This is a genomic window from Prauserella halophila, from assembly GCF_024171895.1.
GTDB lineage: Bacteria > Actinomycetota > Actinomycetes > Mycobacteriales > Pseudonocardiaceae > Prauserella > Prauserella halophila.
This window is the reverse complement of the sequence record NZ_JAMTCQ010000009.1, coordinates 1,247,258-1,265,386: the sequence shown is the minus strand read 5'-3', so window position 1 is coordinate 1,265,386 and position 18,129 is coordinate 1,247,258. Positions and strand designations below refer to the sequence as shown.

Below are 18,129 nucleotides of genomic sequence, written 5' to 3'. Positions count from 1 at the left end.
TCGTCACCGCTGTCACTGTCGTCACCGTCATCACCGGCCTCCCGGTGCGACGATCGACGGAAGGGGCAACGGCGGCAGCTCCCCGTTCTGGATCGAGGCCAGCAACTGCGAGACCGACGGCAGCTTCGCCGCGCCGTCGACGACCGGCCCGAGGATCTCGCACAACTTGTCGAGCGAGGCCGGGATGCGGTGGTCGGCCAACGACTTCGTCAGCTTGCACGCGCTCGTCATCAGCGGGTTGGTCAGCTCGTTGAAGTTGTAGCGGATCGCGATCGACCCGGATGCGGCGTCGTAGGAGTTGATGAAGTTCGACAGCCCGAGCGGCGCCACGTCGGCGATCTCCGCGACCGCGGCGCGCTGATCGGCCAGTACCCGGGTGATGCCTTCGAGTTTGCCGATGTTGTCCGACAGCGCCTTCCTGTTCTCGCCGACGAAGCCCTTCACCTTGCCCAGCGCCCCGCCCAGCGACGACAGCGCCTTGCCGACGTCGTCGGAGTCCTCCGCGAGGAATCCGCTCACCTCGCTCAGCCGCTCGTAGAAGCGGTTGAGCTGCGCATCGCTCGTGGCGAGCAGTTCGGTGAACTTCTGCAGGTTCCGCACCGTCGCGAACAGGTCCTCGGACGAGCCGTCGAGCGTCGTGGCCAGTTCGGACAGTTTCGTAACCGTGGTGTTCAGATTCCGCCCGTTGCCGTCGAGGTTGGCCGCGGTCGTGTCGAGCACCCGCGACAGTGCCCCGTCGGAGTTCGCCCCGTCCGGCCCGAGCGCCGTCGACAGTTCGTCCAGGCTCGCGTACAGGTCGTCGATCTCCATCGGCGTGGCGGTGCGCTCACGTGGGATGACGGTGCCCGACGACATCACCGGACCGCCGTCGTACACCGGCGTCAGCTGCACGTAGCGGTCGCTGACGAGGCTCGGCGAGACGACCACCGCGTCGGCGTCGCGCGGCACCTGCACCCCGTCGTCGACCCGCATGGTCACCACGACCTGCTCACCGCGCGGCTGCACCCGCGTGATCTCGCCGACCTCGATGCCCAGGACGCGCACCGTCGAGCCCGCGTACAGCCCGACCGCGCGGTCGAAGTGGGCGCTCACCCGGGTGCCCGCCTCCTCGCGCAACAGCCACCAGCCGCCCGCGGTCAGCAGCAACGCGGCGACGCAGGCCGTGGCCAGCCAGCGGTACAGGCTCCTGCCCGAGCGCGTGTCCATCGTCATCGGTCACCTCCGGCACCCTGGTCCGGTGCGGCCATGTCACCGATGCAGCCCTCCGAGTTGTACTCGTACCCGGTTCCCGTGTTGATCGTCGGCGGCAGCAGCCCGCAGATGTAGCCGTCGAACCAGCGGCCGTTGCCGGTCACGTTGGTCCCGAGCCGCGTGAACGGCGCGAGCAGTTCCAGGCCCCGGTCCAGGTTGCTCTGGTTCCGCTGCAGCACGGTGGTGACCTTGCTCAGTTCCCGTAGCGCGGGCCGCAGCTGCTCCCGGTTGTCGTCGACGACGCCGGACAATTGTTGCGAGACCTGCCGGGTGCCGACCAGCAGCCGATTGATGGCCTGCCGCCGGTCCTGCAGTTCGGTCAGCAGCGTGTTGCCGTCACCGATGACCTTGCGCAGCTGCGTGTTCCTGCTGCGGAGCGTGCCGGTGATCTTGCGGGTGTTCGACAGCAACCTGCCGAGTTCGGCGTCGCGTGACGACACCGTCTCCGAGAGCGCAGAGAGCCCCTCCAGCGCCTCGGTCATCGGCTCGGGGGTGTCGGCGAACGTCTCGGCCGCCACGTCGAAGCTCTTCGCGAGCTGGTCGGTGTCGATGTCCTCGACGGTTCCGGAGAGCCGGTCGAACGCGTCCTGCAATTCGAACGGCGTTTCCGTGCGCCGCACCGGAATCGGCTCCGCCGGATCCTGCGGCGTGTCACCCTCCGGCTCGAGCCCGAGGTACTTCTCGCCCAGCAGCGTCTTGATCTCGATCGACGCCTTCGTCCGAGCACCGATCCGGGAGGTGTCGACACCGTCGAGCGAGAACGTCGCGCGCACGTGCGTGCCGTCGAGCACGACCTCGTCGACCTCGCCGACCTTCACGCCCGCCAGCTGCACGTCGTTGCCCTCGGCCAAGCCCGCGGACTCGGCGAAGTGCGCGGCATAACTCGTGCGGTCGCTCAGAATCGGGATCTCGTCGGCCCGGTAGACGGTGACGGTCACGAGCACGACCAGCACGAGGGCCACGAGCCCCACCGCGGCCTGGTTGCGTTCCTTCAGCGGTTTCACTCCGTCTGGCACCTCTCCGGCTGCTCCGTCGCGGGCAGCGGCAGAATCGGCACCTCGACATTGAGGGCCTTGATACCGACCGTCCCGCTCAAATCACACAAGAAGTAGTTGAACCAGCTGCCGTAGCTGACCGCGCGCGTGAACTTCTGCAGGTGCCCCGGCAGCGTCGTGAGCACCTCGTCGATCAGCTCGCGCGAGCCGGCCAGACCGCTCGCCAGCTTCCGCAGCGACGCCACGTCCTGGCGCAGCGGCTGCCGCGCGTCCTCGAGCAGCCCGCTGGTCGCCGTGGTCAGCTCGGCCAGCCCGGACACGGCCTCGCCGATCGGCTTGCGCTGTTTCGCCAGCCCGCTCACCAGCTGCTGCGTCGTCGACACGAGGCTTTTCACCTGCGGCGTGCGCGAGTTGACGGTGCCGAGGACACGGTTGAGATTGTCGATGGTCTGCCCGATGACCCGGTCCTTCGACGCGAGGGTCGAGGTCAGCGACGCCGTGTGCGACAGCAGGCTGCGCACCGTGCCGCCCTCGCCCTGGAACACTCGGATGATCTCGTAGGAGAGCTGGTTGATCTCCTTCGGGTCGAGTGCGCGGAACAGCGGCTGGAAGCCGTTGAACAGCACCGTCAGGTTGAGCGCGGGGCTCGTCCGCTCCGGCGGGATCACCCCGCCGGGTTCGAGGCGGCCCCGGTCGGGCACATCGGTACCGAGCGCCACGTACCGCTGTCCGATGAGGTTGCGGTATTTCACCGTCGCCGTCACCAGAGCGGGCAGCTCGCGCTCACCGTCGACGTCGAACCGGACTTCCGCGTGGTCGCCCTCGCCGACGGTGATCTCCCTGACCTGACCGACCTTCACGCCCGCGATCCGGACGTCGTCGCCCTCGGCCAGACCCGACACGTCGACGAACCGTGCGGTGTAGCCCGAGGCGTCGCCGAAGTTCGTGTTGGCGATGGTCGCGGCCAGCATTCCGGTCAGCAGCACCGTCACGACGGCGAACACCGAGATCTTCAGCAGTGGTCCGGTGATACTCCTCATCGCAGCTCCACTGTTGTGCCGCGGTAGAGCGGGCCGAGCAGCACGCCGCCCCAGCCCGGCAGCTCGTCCGGCGCGATCCCGGTGTTCGGCGACTGCAGCACCCCGATCAGCCGGTGTTCGGCGGCCGAATTCGCGGGCGACGAGACCCGTCCCTGCGGCGCACCGCCGCCGCCCGACGCCGCGCTCGACCGGCCCTGCAGCGCGGCCTTGTCGTCACCGTCGGCGGGGAACGGCACGTCGTAGCCCAGCACCGGCCCCGGGAGCGGTCCGGAGTTCTTCGACGGCGCCGGATGGGTCGACCCGTCCTCGAGCGGACCTTCCGGCGGATACTGCGGAAACCGCTCGGGTGGCACCTTCTGCGGGTAGCACCTCGGGCCGCGCTTGTCGTTGTACTGCGGCTCGTCGACTCCCGGCTCGTACTTGCCGCGGTTGTCGGCCAGCATCCGGATCACGACATGGTTCATCTCGTCCTCGCCGTGTCCGAAGGCCGCCTTCGCGTTCGGCACGGCCTCGGCGAACTGCCGGAACATGCACGGGTACTGCGGCGCGTACTCGGCAAGCACGTCCAGTGTGGACTGCGAGGTCGTCGTCAGGCGGATGATGTTCTGTTCGTTGGCGGCGAGGAACCGCTCCAGGTTCCCGGACGCACGGGACACGCTCTCGTACACGCCTGCCAGCCCCTGCCGTTTCTCGACGATCGTGCGGGTCGTCGTGGTCAGATCCCGCATCGCGGCGAGGAAGTCGGGCGCCGCCTCGCGGTAGATGCCGGCCACGTCGGCCACCGCCTCGATGTCGTGCGACAGGTCCGGCAACGACGGGTTGAAGTCCTTCAGATATTCCGACAGCCCCACGAGCGTGTCCCCGAGCTGCTCGCCGCGCCCCTCCAGCGCGTCGGACACCGACGACAGCGTGCCGGCGAGCTTCTGGGGCTGCACCGACTGGAGCAGCGGGAGCACATTGGACAACACCTCCTCCAGCTCGACCGCCGAGCGGCTGCGGTCCTGGGTGATGACGTCACCGGCCGCCAACGGCACCACCTCCCCGGAACCGTCCGACCCCTTCGGCGGTTGCAGCGCCACATAGCGCTCGCCGAACAGCGTTTTCGGCAGCAGCCTCGCCGACACCCCCGCGGGCACGGCCTCGATCCGGTCACGCTCGATCGCCAGCTCGAGAATCGCCTTCTCCCCGTCGGTCGCCACCGACCGCACCTCCCCCACGCGCATGCCGCGGATCTTCACGTCGGCACCCTGGCGCAGCTGGTTGCCCGCGGTGGAGGCCTCGAGACGGACGGGGACCGCGTCGGAGAACGCCTTGTTGTAGATCGCGATCGTCGTGGTGATGAACAGGGCAGCCACGACGAGGAAGATCAGCCCGAGCAGCTGCAGCCCGAGCCGGCGCACCACCACCTTCGGCGTACTCATCCGGACAACCTCACCGTCGTGCTCGCGCCCCAGATCGCGAGGCTGAGGAAGAAGTCCAGCACCGCGACCAGGACGATCGACGTCCGCACCGCCCGGCCCACGGCGGTTCCCACGCCCGCGGGCCCGCCGCGGGCGTAGTAGCCGTAGAAGCAGTGCGACATGATCACGATGGTGCTGAAGATGATCACCTTGAGGAACGACCACAGCACGTCCTCCGGCGGGAGGAACAGGTGGAAGTAGTGGTCGTACGTGCCCGCGGACTGCCCGTACATCCAGATCGTCACCTGGCGGGAGGCCAGATACGACGACAGCAGTCCCACCGCGTACAGCGGGATCACCGCCACGACCCCGGCGATCACCCGCGTCGTGACCAGATACGGCAGGCTCGGGATGCCCATGACCTCCATGGCGTCGATCTCCTCGGAGATCCGCATCGCGCCGAGCTGGGCGGTGAACCCGCAGCCGACGGTGGACGAGAGGGCCAGGCCGGCGGCGAGCGGCGCCACCTCGCGGGTGTTGAAGTAGGCGGAGATGAAACCCGTCAGCGCGGCCGTGCCGAGCTGTTCGAGCGCCGCATAGCCCTGGATGCCGACGATGAGCCCGGTGAACAGAGTCATGCCGATCATCACGCCGAGGGTGCCGCCGATGACGGCCAGTCCACCGGTGCCGAAGCACACCTCGGTCAGCAGCCGCAACGTCTCCTTGCTGTAGCGCCGGACCGTGCGCGGCACCCAGGCGAGCACCTTGAGGTAGAACAGCAGCTGCTCGCCGAGGCCCTCGAACAGCGCGCCCGGCCGCGCGATGGCCTCGAGCACCCGCTCGTCGGAGCGCGGGCCGCGCTGCGGGGATGCGCCCGGCCGTGCCGGCGTGCGCGGCTCTGCGGTGGACTCGGAATCCCGGCCCTGGGTCGAGGTCATGGCGTCACAACGCCTTCGGTGGGACGAGCTGCAGGTACACGGCCGTGAGCACCACGTTGATGAGGAACAACAGCAGGAACGTGATCACGACCGCCTGGTTCACGGCGTCACCGACACCCTTCGGTCCACCGGACGGGTTGAGCCCGCGGAACGCGGCGACCACGCCGGCGAAGAATCCGTAGATCACGGCCTTGATCTCGCTGATCCACAGATCCGGCAACTGTGCGAGCGCGTTGAAGCTCGCCAAGTACGCGCCCGGTGTGCCGCCCTGCATGACGACGTTGAAGAAGTAACCGCCGAGCACGCCGACGACGCTGACCAGACCGTTGAGCAGGACCGACACGATGATCGCCGCGAGCACCCGCGGCACGATGAGGCGCTGGATCGGGTCGACCCCGAGCACCTCCATCGCGTCGATCTCCTCGCGGATCTTGCGGGCACCGATGTCGGCACACACGGCGCTACCGCCCGCACCCGCGACGAGCAGCGCCGTGATCAGCGGGCTCGCCTGCTGCACGATCGCCAGCGCGCTGGCCGCACCGGTGAACGACTGGGCGCCGATCTGCTGGGTCAGCGAGCCCAGCTGCAGCGCGATCACCGCGCCGAACGGAATCGCCACCAGCGCGGTCGGCAGGATCGTGACACTGGCGAAGAACCAACACTGCTGGATCCATTCGCGCCACTGGAACGGCCGCCGCGGGATCGCGGTGAGCACCTGCCACGACAACGTCGTGAGCCGGCCGACCTGGGCCAGCGCGGCGGTGCCCGGGAGGGAAGCCGTCCGTGTGGTCATGACACCTCCTGCGCCGGCCTGCCGGTTACTGACGTGCCGAGCTCCTAGGACTTCAGCGCGTGGGTCGCGGTGGCGCCGCCGTCGGCGACGAACTCGGCTCCCGTGCTGTAGGAGCTGTCGTCACTCGCCAGGAACGCGACGAGGCCCGCGATCTCCTCGGGTGCACCGACGCGCCCCAGCGCGACCTTCCCGCCCACCGGGGAGAGATCGGTGTCCTCACCGGTGAACCTGCGGATCATGGCAGTGTCGATCATGCCCGGGTGCACCGAGTTGACCCGGATCCCCTTCCCGCCCAGCTCCAGCGCCGCCACCTTCGTCATGCCGCGGATCGCGAACTTCGTGGCCGTGTACGCCGCGACGTTCGGCATGCCGGCCAGTCCTTCGACCGACGACAGGTTGACGATCGAACCGCCGCCCGCCGACGTCATGGGCGCCACGGCCGCACGCATCCCGAGGAATGTGCCGATCTGGTTCACCCGGAGAAGCCGCTCGTAGTCGGCCAGCGTCGTGTGCTCCAGCTCCGAGAAGTGCAGCAGTCCGGCGTTGTTGACCAGCACGTTCGGCGGGCCGAACTCCTCGGTGACACGCTCGAGCGCGGACGTCCAGTCCTCTTCGGACGCCACGTCGAGCCGCTGGTAGGCCGCCGCCCCGGCGCGGTGGGCGCACAACTGCGCCGCGACCTCCTTGCCTTCGGCGTCCTCGACGTCGGTGACCAGCACACGCGCGCCCTCGGCGGCCAGCCTGCGCGCGAACGCCGCTCCCTGGCCGCCCGCCGCACCGGTGATCAGTGCGATCTTTCCCGAGAGCCGTGACCCGTTCGTGACCGTCCCAGGTGTCGTCGTCATCGCCGCGCTCACATCATCTCGTCGCCGAGGGGCATGAGCACGGTCTTGAGTTCGGTGAACGACTCGATCGACGACTTGCCGCCCTCCCGGCCGAGGCCGGACTGCTTGAAGCCGCCGAACGGCAGGTGCGGTTCGATCTGGAACCCGTTCACGCACACCGTCCCCGCGCGCACCTTGCGGGCCATGCGGAACGTGCGCTGGGCGTTCGCGCTGAACACGCTGGCGCCCAGGCCGTACTCGGTGTCGTTGGCCATCGCGACGGCCTCGTCCTCGTCCTCGAACGGGATCACGGCCAGTACCGGGCCGAAAACCTCCTCCTGCGCGAGCGTCGACGAGTTGTCGACGTCGGCGAAGATCGTCGGAGCGACGAAGTTGCCGCAGGCGTAGTCGCCGTCGAGACGCTCCCCGCCGGTCACGAGCCGGGCGCCGTCGGCCTTGCCCTGCTCGATGTAACCGAGAACGCGGTCGAGCTGCGTGCCGTTGATCAGTGGCGCCGACATCACGGCGGGGTCGAACGGGTCGCCGTAGCTGACCATGCCCGCCATGCCCTCCGCCGCGGCGATGAACTCGTCGTACACGCTGCGGTGCACGAGCGCCCGCGTGTTGGCCACGCACGCCTGGCCGGACAGGCCGAGGGTGACCGCGCCGATGGTCGTGGCCGCAGCGAGGCCGACGTCCGCGGCGTCGTCGAACACGATCGCCGGGCTCTTGCCGCCGAGTTCGAGCGACACCCGCTTCATCGTCGCCGCCGACGCCTCGACGATCCGGCCGCCGACCCCGCGTGAGCCGGTGAAGCTGACCTTGTCGACGTCGGGGTGGGTGATGAGCCGCTGGCCGGTCGGATCGCCGGGACCGGTCACGACGTTGAGCACGCCGGCAGGCACGCCAGCCTCTTCGAGCAGCTCCACCATCCGCAGCACCGCGAACGTGCAGTACTCCGACGGCTTCAGCACCACGGTGCACCCGGTCGCGAGCGCGGGCGCGACCTTCTGCGCGAACAGCAGGAACGGCGCGTTCCACGGCAGGATCGCCGCGACGACGCCGATCGGCTCGCGGAACGTCATCGCCAGGTGGTCACCGCCCTGGTACGGCGTGAGCGTCTCGCCGCCGAGCTTGTCGACCCAGCCGGCGTGGTGGTCGAACACGTCCGCGGCGACCTCGACCGACACCGCGTAGACACCGGCACCGAAGCCGACGGGCACGGAGTTGTCGAGCGCCTGCAGCCCGCGGAGCTCCTCGGCGTGCTCGCGCAGCAGTGCACCACAGCGGCGGAGCACGGCGATGCGTTCCTGCGCGCGGGTGTTCGACCACTCGCCGGAGTCGAACCGCTTGCGTGCCGCGGCGACGGCGGCGTCCACATCGGATGCCGATGCGACGGCGAGTTCGCCGATGTCCTCGCCGGTGGCGGGGTGCCGGTGCGTCCACGTGGCCCCACCGGTGGCGCCTCCCCATTCGCCGTCGATGTAGAGCAGGCCCGGTTTGAGTCCCACCGTCTCGCGGTGCGGCTGCATGGTCAGCGTCATGGGCGCGTCTCCTGTCCCGGTTGTCCCAGTTCCAGCACGTCGGTCGCGGAGAACATGCGTGCGGGGTCGCGGTCGTCGAAGTGGCCGCCGATCCGGTCGGCGAGTTCGCCGACCGTCCAGGCCTCGCCGCCGGTGACGAAATCCCGTTCGATCGACGGCGGGGCCAGCAGTGCCACGTGCCCGCCGTGCACGACGAACACCTGACCGTTGATGCGGTCGGCTCCCGGCGAGGCCAGGTAGCCGACCAACGGGGCGACGTGGCCGGTCGACAGCGGGTCGTTGCCGTCCGGCGCCTCGGTGCCGAAGGTCTCCGCGGTCATCGCGGTCCGGGCGCGGGGGCAGATCGCGTTGGCGCGGACGCCGTAGCGGGCGCCCGCCCGCGCGGTCGACACCGTCAGCGCCGTGATGCCCGCCTTCGCGGCGCCGTAGTTCGCTTGCCCGGCGGGGCCGGACAGGAAGGCCTCCGAGGCCGTGTTGACGACCCGGCCGTAGGCAACGCCGCCGTCGGCTTTCGACACCGCCCGCCAATGCTGCAGTGCGCCGCGGCACAGCAGGAAGTGCCCGCGCAGATGCACCCGCACCACGGTGTCCCAGTCGTCGTCGGTGAGGTTGAACAGCATCTTGTCGCGTACCAGGCCCGCGTTGTTCACCACGACGTCGAGCCTGCCGAAGTGTTCGGTCGCCGCGGCGAGGAGCGCGTCGGCCGTGGCGCGCTCGCCGACGTCACCGGCCACGGCCAACGCTTTGCCGCCGACCTCTTCGACGGCGGTGGCCGTGGCGCGGGCGGGCTCATCGGTGACGTCGTTGACGACGACCGCGGCGCCCTGCTCGGCGAGTGCAAGTGCCTCGGCCCGGCCGAGTCCTGCCCCCGCACCGGTGACGATCGCGACCCGGCCGTCGAGCACGGTCCCCGTCACGCGAACGTCACCACCTGGCGAATCACGTCACCGCTGCCGCTCCGCAGGGTGTCGAGCCCGGCGTTGAGGTCGTCGAACGCGACGCGGCGGCTGATCATGCCGTCCAGGTCGAGCATGCCCGCACGCCAGAAGCGGAGCATGGCCGCCGTGTCGCGTTCGACGTGCGCGGATCCGTAGAGCGAGCCGAGGATCTTCTTGTCGTGCAGGAACAGCTCCTGCGCACTGAACTCGACCATCGAGTCGGCCTTGCCCGCACCGACCACGACGACCGAGCCGCCGCGGCGCGCGTGGTCCCAGCCGGAGCGGATCGTCGCGGGCGCGCCGACGACATCGAAGGCGTAGTCGAAGCCCTGCGAGGCCGTCAGTTGATGCTTGGTCTCCTCCACCTGGTCCGGTGTCACCGCGTGGGTCGCGCCGAACCGCTCGGCGACGTCGTGCTTGGCCGTGACCGGGTCGACGGCGACGATCGTGGTGGCTCCGGCGATCCGCAGGCCCTGGATGACCGAGATGCCGACGCCGCCGCAGCCGTACACGATCGCCGTCGAGCCCGGCTCCACCCTCGCGGTGTTGAGCACCGCCCCGACGCCGGTGAGCACACCGCACGCGATCAGCGCGGCGGTATCGAACGGCACCTCGGAGTCGACCTTGACGGCAGCCGGAGCCGGAACGACCAGTTCCTCGGCGAACGTGCCGAGTCCGGAGAACCCGAACAGCTGCTGGTCACCGATCCGGAACCGGGCGGTGGTGAACGCCTCGACGACGTGCACCGCGCACAGATTCGGTTCTCCGCGCACGCAGTCCGGGCAGTGCCCGCACGGCGGCACGAACGACATCGTGACGTGGTCTCCCGGCTGCAGGTGCTCGACTCCGTCCCCGACGGCGACGACCTCGCCCGCGCCCTCGTGCCCGACGACCGCCGGCGCCAACGCGGGCAGCGTGCCGGTCATCGCGGACAGGTCGCTGTGACAGATACCCGAGGCACGCACGCGTACGCGCACCTCGCCGGGCCCGGGCCCGACGACCGTGACGTCGTCGCGCAGGTCGAGCTTGTCGGTCCCGATCTCGTGCAGAACGGCCGCTCTCACGTAGTGCCTCCTCGTTGAAGCCTGCTCGGGGTGCGACGCGGCCGGGAGTGTGTGCTGGCTCACCTCGGCTCACATCGCGATCGACAATAGAATTTGTTCTCATTCTCCGCAAGGGTCGGCTGCCGCGGTCTACGCCGCCTCCATCGGCGACACAAGTAACCACTGAGCGGGAACGATGCCCGAGAGGTCGAATACGAACCCCATCGGACCCCTTTTCTCAAGTAGAACCTGTTCTACACTCAGAGTCGGCAGGATCCGCCGCTGTGGCCGGACCGGGTCGGCGAGGGCTCGACCTGACCGGCGGGGCGGCGGCCAGGTACCTCACTACGTCCAACGGCCCACAGGAGGTTCGGATGCGGATCGCGTACGCACCGGAGCACGACCGGCTGCGCGACGAGCTGCGCGCGTACTTCGCCACGCTCATGACGCCGGAGCGGCGCGACGGGCTCCGCACCGAAGGCCCCGGCGCCGGGGATCACGGCAACGGGGGCGAGTACGGCGACGGAACCGCGTACAAGGAGATCGTGCGACAGCTGGGCGAGGACGGCTGGCTGGCGCTCGGCTGGCCGGAGGAACACGGCGGACAGGCGCGGTCGATGCTCGATCAGCTGATCTTCACCGACGAGGCCGCGGCCGCAGGGGTGCCGGTGCCGTTCCTGACGATCAACACCATCGGCCCGACCATCATGCGGTACGGCACTCCGCGGCAGCAGGAGTACTTCCTGCCGCGCATCGCGAGCGGCCGCCTCCACTTCGCCATCGGCTACTCCGAGCCCGACGCGGGCACCGACCTCGCCGCGCTGCGGACCCGGGCGGTACGGGACGGCGACGAGTACGTCGTCAACGGCCAGAAGATGTGGACCAGTCTCATCGAGTACGCCGACTACGTGTGGCTCGCCGCGCGCACCGACCCGGACGCCACGCGGCACAAGGGGATCAGCGTGCTGGCCGTGCCGACCTCGGCGGAAGGCTTCTCGTGGACGAAGGTCCGCACCGTCGCCGGACCGGGCACGAGCGCGACCTACTACTCGGACGTGCGGGTTCCCGTCTCCTCCCGGATCGCCGAGGAGAACGCCGGCTGGCCGCTGATCACCAACCAGCTCAACCACGAACGTGTCGCGCTCACCTCCGCGGCGCCGCTCCAGGCGGCGCTCGCCGAGGTTCTCACCTGGGCACGGGAGACGAAACGGGCCGACGGCAGCCGCGTCATCGACCAGGAATGGGTACGCGCGCACCTGGCGCGGGTGCACGCCCACGCCGACTACCTCAAGCTCCGCAACTGGAAGATCGCCTCGACCGCCGACACCGGCGGAGTCTCCCCTGCGGACGCGTCGGCGACGAAGGTGTTCGGCACGGAGCTGGCCACCGACGCCTACCGGCTGCTGCTCGAGGTCCTGGGCGCGGGCGGCCTGGTCCGTGAGGGTTCTCCCGGTGCGGTGCTGCAGGGGCGGATCGAACGCGCGCACCGGTCGGCACTGATCCTCACGTTCGGCGGCGGCACCAACGAGATCCAGCGGGACATCGTCGGCGCCACCGCACTCGGCCTGCCCGTCACCCGCTGACGAACACCATTCCACATCGGACCGCCACGCGAGGAGACGTCGATGGACTTCACCTACACCGAGGCGCAGCGCGACCTCGCCGAACTGACCCGCCGCATCGCGAGCGACCACCCGCCGACGGCGCCGCACGGGACCGGCGGTTTCGACCGCGAGCTGTGGCGGGCGCTCGCCACCGCGGGCGTGCTGGACGCGGCCCTGCCGTCGGCGGTCGGCGGTGGCGGGTTCGGCGTGCTGGAGCAGTGCGCGATCCTGCACGAGCTGGGCCGCGCCGCCGCGGCCGTGCCGTACGTGCCCGCGATCGCCCCCGCCGCGTCGGCACTCGCCGGGTTCGGCGACGGCGAGCTGGTGGAACGCTGGCTCGTGCCCGTCGTGCGGGGCGCGGTGGTGGTGAGCGCCGCCGTGCCCGACGACGGGGCTCCCACCGGCTTCTCACTGGACCCGGCCGGCGGTCTGACCGGCGAGGCACAGGCCGTACCGTACGGGGCATTCGCCGACGGCCTGCTGCTCCAGGCGGCCACGGCCGACGGCGACGTCCTCGCGCTGGTGGCCGCCGACGATCCCGGCCTGGACCTCGCACCGCAGCGCATGGTCGACCACGCCGACGCCGCGCTCGTGCGCGCAGCCGGAGTACGGCCGCAGGCGGTACTGCCCGCAGCGTCGGTGCCGTTCCTCCGCAGGCGCCTCACGCTCGGTAGCTGTGCGCGGCAGCTCGGCGTGGTCGAGCGCGCGCTCGAGCTCACGGCGGGTTACGCGGGCGAGCGGCACCAGTTCGGTACACCGATCGGCGGCTTCCAGTCGGTGCGGCACCGGCTGGCCGACGGCTACCTCGACGTCGACGCCGTCCGGCTCACGCTCTGGCAGGCGGCGTGGCGCCTCTCCGCCGCCCCGGCCGCCCCGGCCGCCCCGGCCGCCGACGGATCGCGGACCGGGACCACCGGTGACGGCGGAATCGCCGACGATCCGGACAGCAACGACAGCAACGACAGCAACGGCGGTAACGACGGTAACGACGGCGAGACCGACGTCGATGTCGCGATCGCGACGGCGAAGTACTGGGCCGCTGAGGCCGGCCACCGGGTGGCGCACACGGCCGTGCACGTCCACGGCGGCGTCGGCATCGACGTCGAACACGACGTGCACCGGTACTTCATCGCGGCGAAACGGGGCGAGTTCGCGGGCGGCGGCGCGACGGCACAGCTCCACCGGCTCGGGGAGCTGCTGGCATGACGCCGGTTCCGACGGTCGCCGAGCTGCTGCTGGCGCAGGCGGGGCGCACGGACCCCGGGCTGAAGACCCACGACGGGACGTGGACGTGGGACGAGGTCGTCGCCGAATCCGCCACCCGCGGGGCGGCCCTGCGGGAACTGCTGCGCAGCCGGCCCGGCGACGGCCCGCCGCATGTCGGCATCCTCGCCGACAACGGCCCCGAGTTCGCCTTCCTGCTCGGCGGGTGCGCACTGGCGGGCTCGGTACTCGTCGGCCTGAACCCGACGCGGCGCGGCCCGGCGCTCGCACGGGACGTGCGGGTCTCGGACTGTCGCGTGGTGCTCACGCAGCCGTCGTACCGGCCACTACTCGGTGACGATCCCGGCGTTCCCGTGCTCGAGCTCGACGGTCCGGAGTGGACGGAACTGGTCGCGGGTCACGCCGGAACCTCCGCCGACCCCGCCGCCGCGGCCGCCGACGATCTGCTGATGCTGATCTTCACCTCCGGCACGAGCGGCGATCCGAAACCGGTGCGCTGCACCCACGGCAAGATCGCCGGGCCCGGACGGATGCTCGCGGACCGGTTCGGCCTGTCGCCCACCGACACCGTCTACGTCGCGATGCCGATGTTCCATTCCAACGCCGTCATGGCAGGCTGGGCCGTCGGACTCGCCGCGGGCGCGGCCGTCGCGCTGCGCGACCGGTTCTCCGCGAGCGGATTCCTCCCGGACGTGCGCCGGTTCGGGGCGACGTACGCCGACTACGTCGGCACGCCCCTCTCGTACGTGCTCGCCACGCCGCCGCGGCCCGACGATGCCGACAACCCGCTCCGCATCGTCTACGGCAACGAGGGCGCCGAGGCCGACCTCGCGGCCTTCGCGGACCGGTTCGGCTGCCACGTGGTCGACGCGTACGGCTCGACCGAGGGCGGCATCGGCTTCGCCAGGACACCCGGCACCCCGCCGGGATCGCTCGGCAGGCTCACCGACGGGGTGCACATCCTCGACCCCGACACCGGCCGGTCCTGCCCGCCCGCCGAGTTCGGCCAGGACGGGCAGCTCCGCAACGCCGACGCCGCCGTGGGCGAGCTCGTCAACCTGGCCGGTCCGGGCTCGTTCGCCGGGTACTACAACGACCCCGCGGCCAACGCCGACCGGGTCCGAGACGGCCGATACCACACCGGTGACCTGGCCTACGCCGACGCCGACGGGTTCGCCTACTTCGCCGGGCGCACCGCCGACTGGGTGCGCGTCGACGGCGAGAACCTCGGCACGGCGCCGATCGAGCGGATCCTCGTGCGCCACCCCGCGATCGCCGAAGCGGCCGTGTACGCCGTGCCGGGCAACGTCGGCGACGACGTCATGGCCGCGATCGTCCCCGCCGACGGCGCCGAACCCGACCCCGGCGGGTTCGCGGAGTTCCTGGACCGGCAGGACGATCTCGGCCCGAAACAGCGTCCCCGCTACGTGCGCGTGACCCGCGAGCTGCCGAGGACGGCGACATTCAAGGTGATCAAGCGGCGGCTCGCCGCGGACGGCACCACGTGCGCCGACCCGGTGTGGGAACACACCGGCGCCACCTACCGGATCGTCACCGGGTCCTGACGGGACGCCGTGGTCGGCCTGCAGGAGCGCGGTCAGCCTGCAGGAGCGTGGTCAGCCTGCAGGAGCGTTGAGCTGGCGCAGCCGCCGGGGACCGCTGTCGGGCCGGGACGGCGGCGAACCGAGAACGATCCGCGCGTTCGTGACGAACGCTCCCTCCGGCGACGCCAGAATCGGGTCGAGCATCAGCGACCGCACCTCCGGGTTGTCCTCCCCCAGCGCCGCGACGCGGAGCATGAGGTCCTGCAGCGCGTCGAGGTCGGCGGGCTCATCGCCGCGGTATCCGGTGAGCAGTGGTGCCGTCCGCGGTTCCCGCACCAGGGTCGCGGCGTCCACATCGGTCAGCGGAACCGCACGGAACGCACGGTCGCCCAGCAGCGTACTGACCACTCCGGACAGTCCGAACGAGACGAGCGTGCCGAACGACGGGTCGTCCTGCAGGCCGATGACGCACGAGAGCCCCTTGGGCGCCATCCGCTGCACGTAGATCTCGGCCATCCCCGAGGTGTCACGCAGGTCGCGATAGCTCGTGCGCACCGAATCGTCCGAGGCGAGGTCGAGCCGTACGCCCGCCAGATCGGGCCTGCCCCGCAGGGTGTCGTCGTAGGCCTTCAGTGTCACCGGGTAGCCGAGCTCGGCCGCGACGGCCGCGGCCTCGTCCTCGCTCGAGACCACCCGGAACGGTACGACGTCGATGCCGTAGCACTCGAGCAGCCGAATCAGATCCGCATCGGTCAGGCGCACGTCCCGCCCGCCGGAGCGCTGTCCGTCCTGGTGGTCGCCGTCGAGGCCGGAGAGGTGGTGCCGTCCCGCGTCTCCCCCGTACCGGGACTCGGCGGGCAGCCACTCCCGCACGATGCCCTGTGCCCGTTCCGGATGCAGCCCGTCGGGCCGCACGACCGTCCCCTGTGCCCGCGAGCGCCACTCCGCGTAGCGGATGACCCTGGCGAGCGCGTTCACCGCCCGCTCGGGGCTGGGGTAGCTCGGTATCGAGCCGACCACCGGCTGGCCGTGGTCGCCGAGCGTGGCCAGCTCGGCGGGCACGCCCTCGACGGCGAGGAACGTCGACACGATCGGCTTGTCGACCGCGTCCCGCGCCTGCACCGTCTCCCGCAACGCACGCGCGTACGTCGTGCCGGGGGTCGCCACGGGCGGCGCGAACACGGCGACCAGCGCGTCCACGTCCGGCGAGTCGAGTGCCTCGCCGACGGCCCCGGCGAACTCCTCCGGCGAAGCCTGCGGTCCGATGTCGACCGGCTCGATGCCGAGTTCGAGCCCGTTCGCCCTCGCCGTGTCCGCGGCGAGCAGGCCGATCGCACTCGAGTTCCCGACGATTCCCACGCGGGAACCGGCAGGCAGCGGCTGGTGGGCGAACACCAGCGCCGTGTCGAACAGCTGCGCCAGCGAGTCCACCCGCACGACCCCGGCCTGCTCGAACAGTGCCTGCACACTCGACTCGTCGATCTCCGTCGACGTCGCCGCGAGCTGCGGCCGGACCGCGTGCCTGCCCGATTTCACCGCCACGATCGGTGTGGTGCGCGCGAGCCGCCGCGCGAGCCGGGCGAACTTGCGCGGGTTGCCGAACGACTCGAGATACAGCAGTACGACGTCGGTGTTCGGATCGGTCTCCCAGTACTGCAGCAGGTCGTTGCCGGACACGTCGGCGCGGTTACCCGCCGAGACGAACGTCGACAGTCCGAGCCCGCGCGACTCGGCATCGGCCAGGATCGCCGTCCCCAGCGAACCCGACTGGCAGAAGAAGCCGGTGCGGCCGGGTCTCGGCAACTGCGGTGCGAGCGTCGCGTTGAGCCGCACCCGCCGGTCCGTGTTGAGCACGCCGAGCGCGTTCGGACCGACCACCCGCATCCCGTGCGCCCGCGCCTCACCGACGAGCTGCAGCTCCGCGTGCGCGCCGTGCGGACCCGCCTCGGCGAACCCGGCCGAAACGATGACGAGCGTTTTGACGCCCTTCTCGAGCGCACCGTCGAGCACCGCCTCGACCTGGTCGGCGGGCACGGCGACCACCGCGAGATCGACGGGGTCCGGGATGTCCAGCACCGACCGGTAGGCCCGCACCCCGCGTACCGATGCGTGCTCGGCGTTGACCGGGAAGACCGGCCCGGAGAAGTCGGCGCCCAGCAGGTTGGTCAGGACCGCGTAGCCGATCTTCGTCGGATCGGTCGACGCGCCGATCACGGCCACCGAACGCGGGTGCAGCAGGTTGTGCACACTGCGCGCCTCTGCGGCCTGTTCGCGGGCGCGCGCCACCTCGAGCGAGTCCTCGGTGGGATCGATGTCGAACTCGAGGTGGACGACACCTTCCTCGAATGCGCGGCTGACCTGATACCCGGCGTCCCGGAACACCCGCACCATCGCCGAGTTCTCGGCGAGGACCTCGGCCACGAACCGCCGCAACCCCGATTCCCGCGCCGCCGCGGCGAGGTGTTCGAGCAGGATCGACCCCAGCCCACGGCCCTGATGAGCGTCGTCGACGACGAACGCCACCTCGGCGGACTCGCTGTCCAGGCCCTCGTATCTGCCGATCGCGACGGCGTCGTCACCGAGCAGCGCGATAAACGCGACCCGGCTGCGGTGATCGACGGTCGTGAACCGCTTGAGGTCCCGCCCCGGGATCCGCGGATAGGCACCGAAGTAACGCAGGTACCGGGTCCGCTCCGACAGCCTGCTGTGGAGAGCCACGACCAGGTCGGCGTCGCTCGGCACGATCGGCCGCATGTGCACGGTGCCGCCGTCGGACAGGACGACGTCGGCCTCCCACTCGTGCGGGTAGTCGAACGGATCCGGCCCCGGCTCCTCGCTCCCTCCGGCTGCTGCGCCGGCGGTCTCCGGGGTCGCGGTCTCCGGGGTCGCGGTCTCCGGGGGCGCGGTCTCTGCGCCGTCGGTCTCCGGGGCCGTCTCGCCCGCATCCGACGTCTCGCCGGTACCGGAGGAATACTGCTGCTCGGTCATGGC

Annotated in this window: 14 protein-coding genes; 3 read left to right on the top strand and 11 right to left on the bottom strand. The window is 70.7% G+C overall.

The genetic code is table 11. From position 1 onward, the window contains the following. Positions 1-30 precede the first annotated feature (30 nt). The 10 genes from LY41_RS12110 to LY41_RS12065 are packed head-to-tail and all read right to left on the bottom strand — an operon-like array spanning position 31 to position 10,787. A complete protein-coding gene (locus LY41_RS12110; protein ID WP_253863962.1) occupies positions 31-1,212 on the bottom strand; it encodes an MCE family protein in 1,182 nt (393 codons plus the stop codon). Continuing rightward, the gene (locus LY41_RS12105; protein ID WP_253863961.1) at positions 1,209-2,255 is read right to left on the bottom strand and encodes an MCE family protein; all 1,047 of its coding nucleotides are present in this window, start codon (positions 2,253-2,255) and stop codon (positions 1,209-1,211) included. Before LY41_RS12105 ends, LY41_RS12110 begins: the two co-directional genes overlap by 4 nt. After that, positions 2,252-3,286, bottom strand: a complete 1,035-nt coding sequence (locus LY41_RS12100; RefSeq protein WP_253863960.1) for an MCE family protein — start codon at positions 3,284-3,286, stop codon at positions 2,252-2,254. The genes LY41_RS12105 and LY41_RS12100 overlap by 4 nt, the downstream gene beginning before the upstream one ends. After that, positions 3,283-4,707: an MCE family protein gene (locus LY41_RS12095; protein WP_253863959.1), complete on the bottom strand. Its 1,425-nt coding sequence runs from the start codon at positions 4,705-4,707 to the stop codon at positions 3,283-3,285. The genes LY41_RS12100 and LY41_RS12095 overlap by 4 nt, the downstream gene beginning before the upstream one ends. Beyond that, positions 4,704-5,624: an MlaE family ABC transporter permease gene (locus LY41_RS12090; RefSeq protein ID WP_253863958.1), complete on the bottom strand. Its 921-nt coding sequence runs from the start codon at positions 5,622-5,624 to the stop codon at positions 4,704-4,706. The genes LY41_RS12095 and LY41_RS12090 overlap by 4 nt, the downstream gene beginning before the upstream one ends. Before the next feature lie 4 nt (positions 5,625-5,628). Beyond that, complete coding sequence (locus LY41_RS12085; protein WP_253863957.1) at positions 5,629-6,417, bottom strand: MlaE family ABC transporter permease; 789 nt, start codon at positions 6,415-6,417, stop codon at positions 5,629-5,631. A gap of 44 nt (positions 6,418-6,461) precedes the next feature. Further along, on the bottom strand, positions 6,462-7,262 hold the full coding sequence (locus LY41_RS12080) for a glucose 1-dehydrogenase (RefSeq protein ID WP_253863956.1): 801 nt from the start codon (positions 7,260-7,262) through the stop codon (positions 6,462-6,464). 8 nt (positions 7,263-7,270) lie between these two features. Continuing rightward, positions 7,271-8,785, bottom strand: a complete 1,515-nt coding sequence (locus LY41_RS12075; protein WP_253863955.1) for an aldehyde dehydrogenase family protein — start codon at positions 8,783-8,785, stop codon at positions 7,271-7,273. Next, positions 8,782-9,702: a 3-oxoacyl-ACP reductase gene (locus LY41_RS12070; protein ID WP_253863954.1), complete on the bottom strand. Its 921-nt coding sequence runs from the start codon at positions 9,700-9,702 to the stop codon at positions 8,782-8,784. The genes LY41_RS12075 and LY41_RS12070 overlap by 4 nt, the downstream gene beginning before the upstream one ends. Further along, the gene (locus tag LY41_RS12065; RefSeq protein ID WP_253863953.1) at positions 9,699-10,787 is read right to left on the bottom strand and encodes a Zn-dependent alcohol dehydrogenase; all 1,089 of its coding nucleotides are present in this window, start codon (positions 10,785-10,787) and stop codon (positions 9,699-9,701) included. The genes LY41_RS12070 and LY41_RS12065 overlap by 4 nt, the downstream gene beginning before the upstream one ends. Positions 10,788-11,140: 353 nt before the next feature. On the opposite strand from LY41_RS12065, the gene LY41_RS12060 reads away from it, so the two are divergent. Genes LY41_RS12060 through LY41_RS12050 form a run of 3 tightly spaced genes read left to right on the top strand, consistent with a single transcriptional unit; the run spans position 11,141 to position 15,159 of the window. Continuing rightward, the gene (locus LY41_RS12060) at positions 11,141-12,349 is read left to right on the top strand and encodes an acyl-CoA dehydrogenase family protein (protein ID WP_253863952.1); all 1,209 of its coding nucleotides are present in this window, start codon (positions 11,141-11,143) and stop codon (positions 12,347-12,349) included. 42 nt (positions 12,350-12,391) lie between these two features. Then, positions 12,392-13,576 (top strand): acyl-CoA dehydrogenase family protein, encoded by a 1,185-nt coding sequence (locus LY41_RS12055; protein ID WP_253863951.1) that lies wholly within the window; start codon positions 12,392-12,394, stop codon positions 13,574-13,576. Further along, on the top strand, positions 13,573-15,159 hold the full coding sequence (locus LY41_RS12050) for a long-chain-fatty-acid--CoA ligase (protein ID WP_253863950.1): 1,587 nt from the start codon (positions 13,573-13,575) through the stop codon (positions 15,157-15,159). Before LY41_RS12055 ends, LY41_RS12050 begins: the two co-directional genes overlap by 4 nt. A gap of 51 nt (positions 15,160-15,210) precedes the next feature. On the opposite strand, the gene LY41_RS12045 is transcribed toward LY41_RS12050, so the two are convergent. After that, positions 15,211-18,126, bottom strand: coding sequence for a bifunctional acetate--CoA ligase family protein/GNAT family N-acetyltransferase (locus LY41_RS12045; protein ID WP_253863949.1), 2,916 nt, complete (start codon positions 18,124-18,126; stop codon positions 15,211-15,213). Between the last annotated feature and the right edge of the window lie 3 nt (positions 18,127-18,129).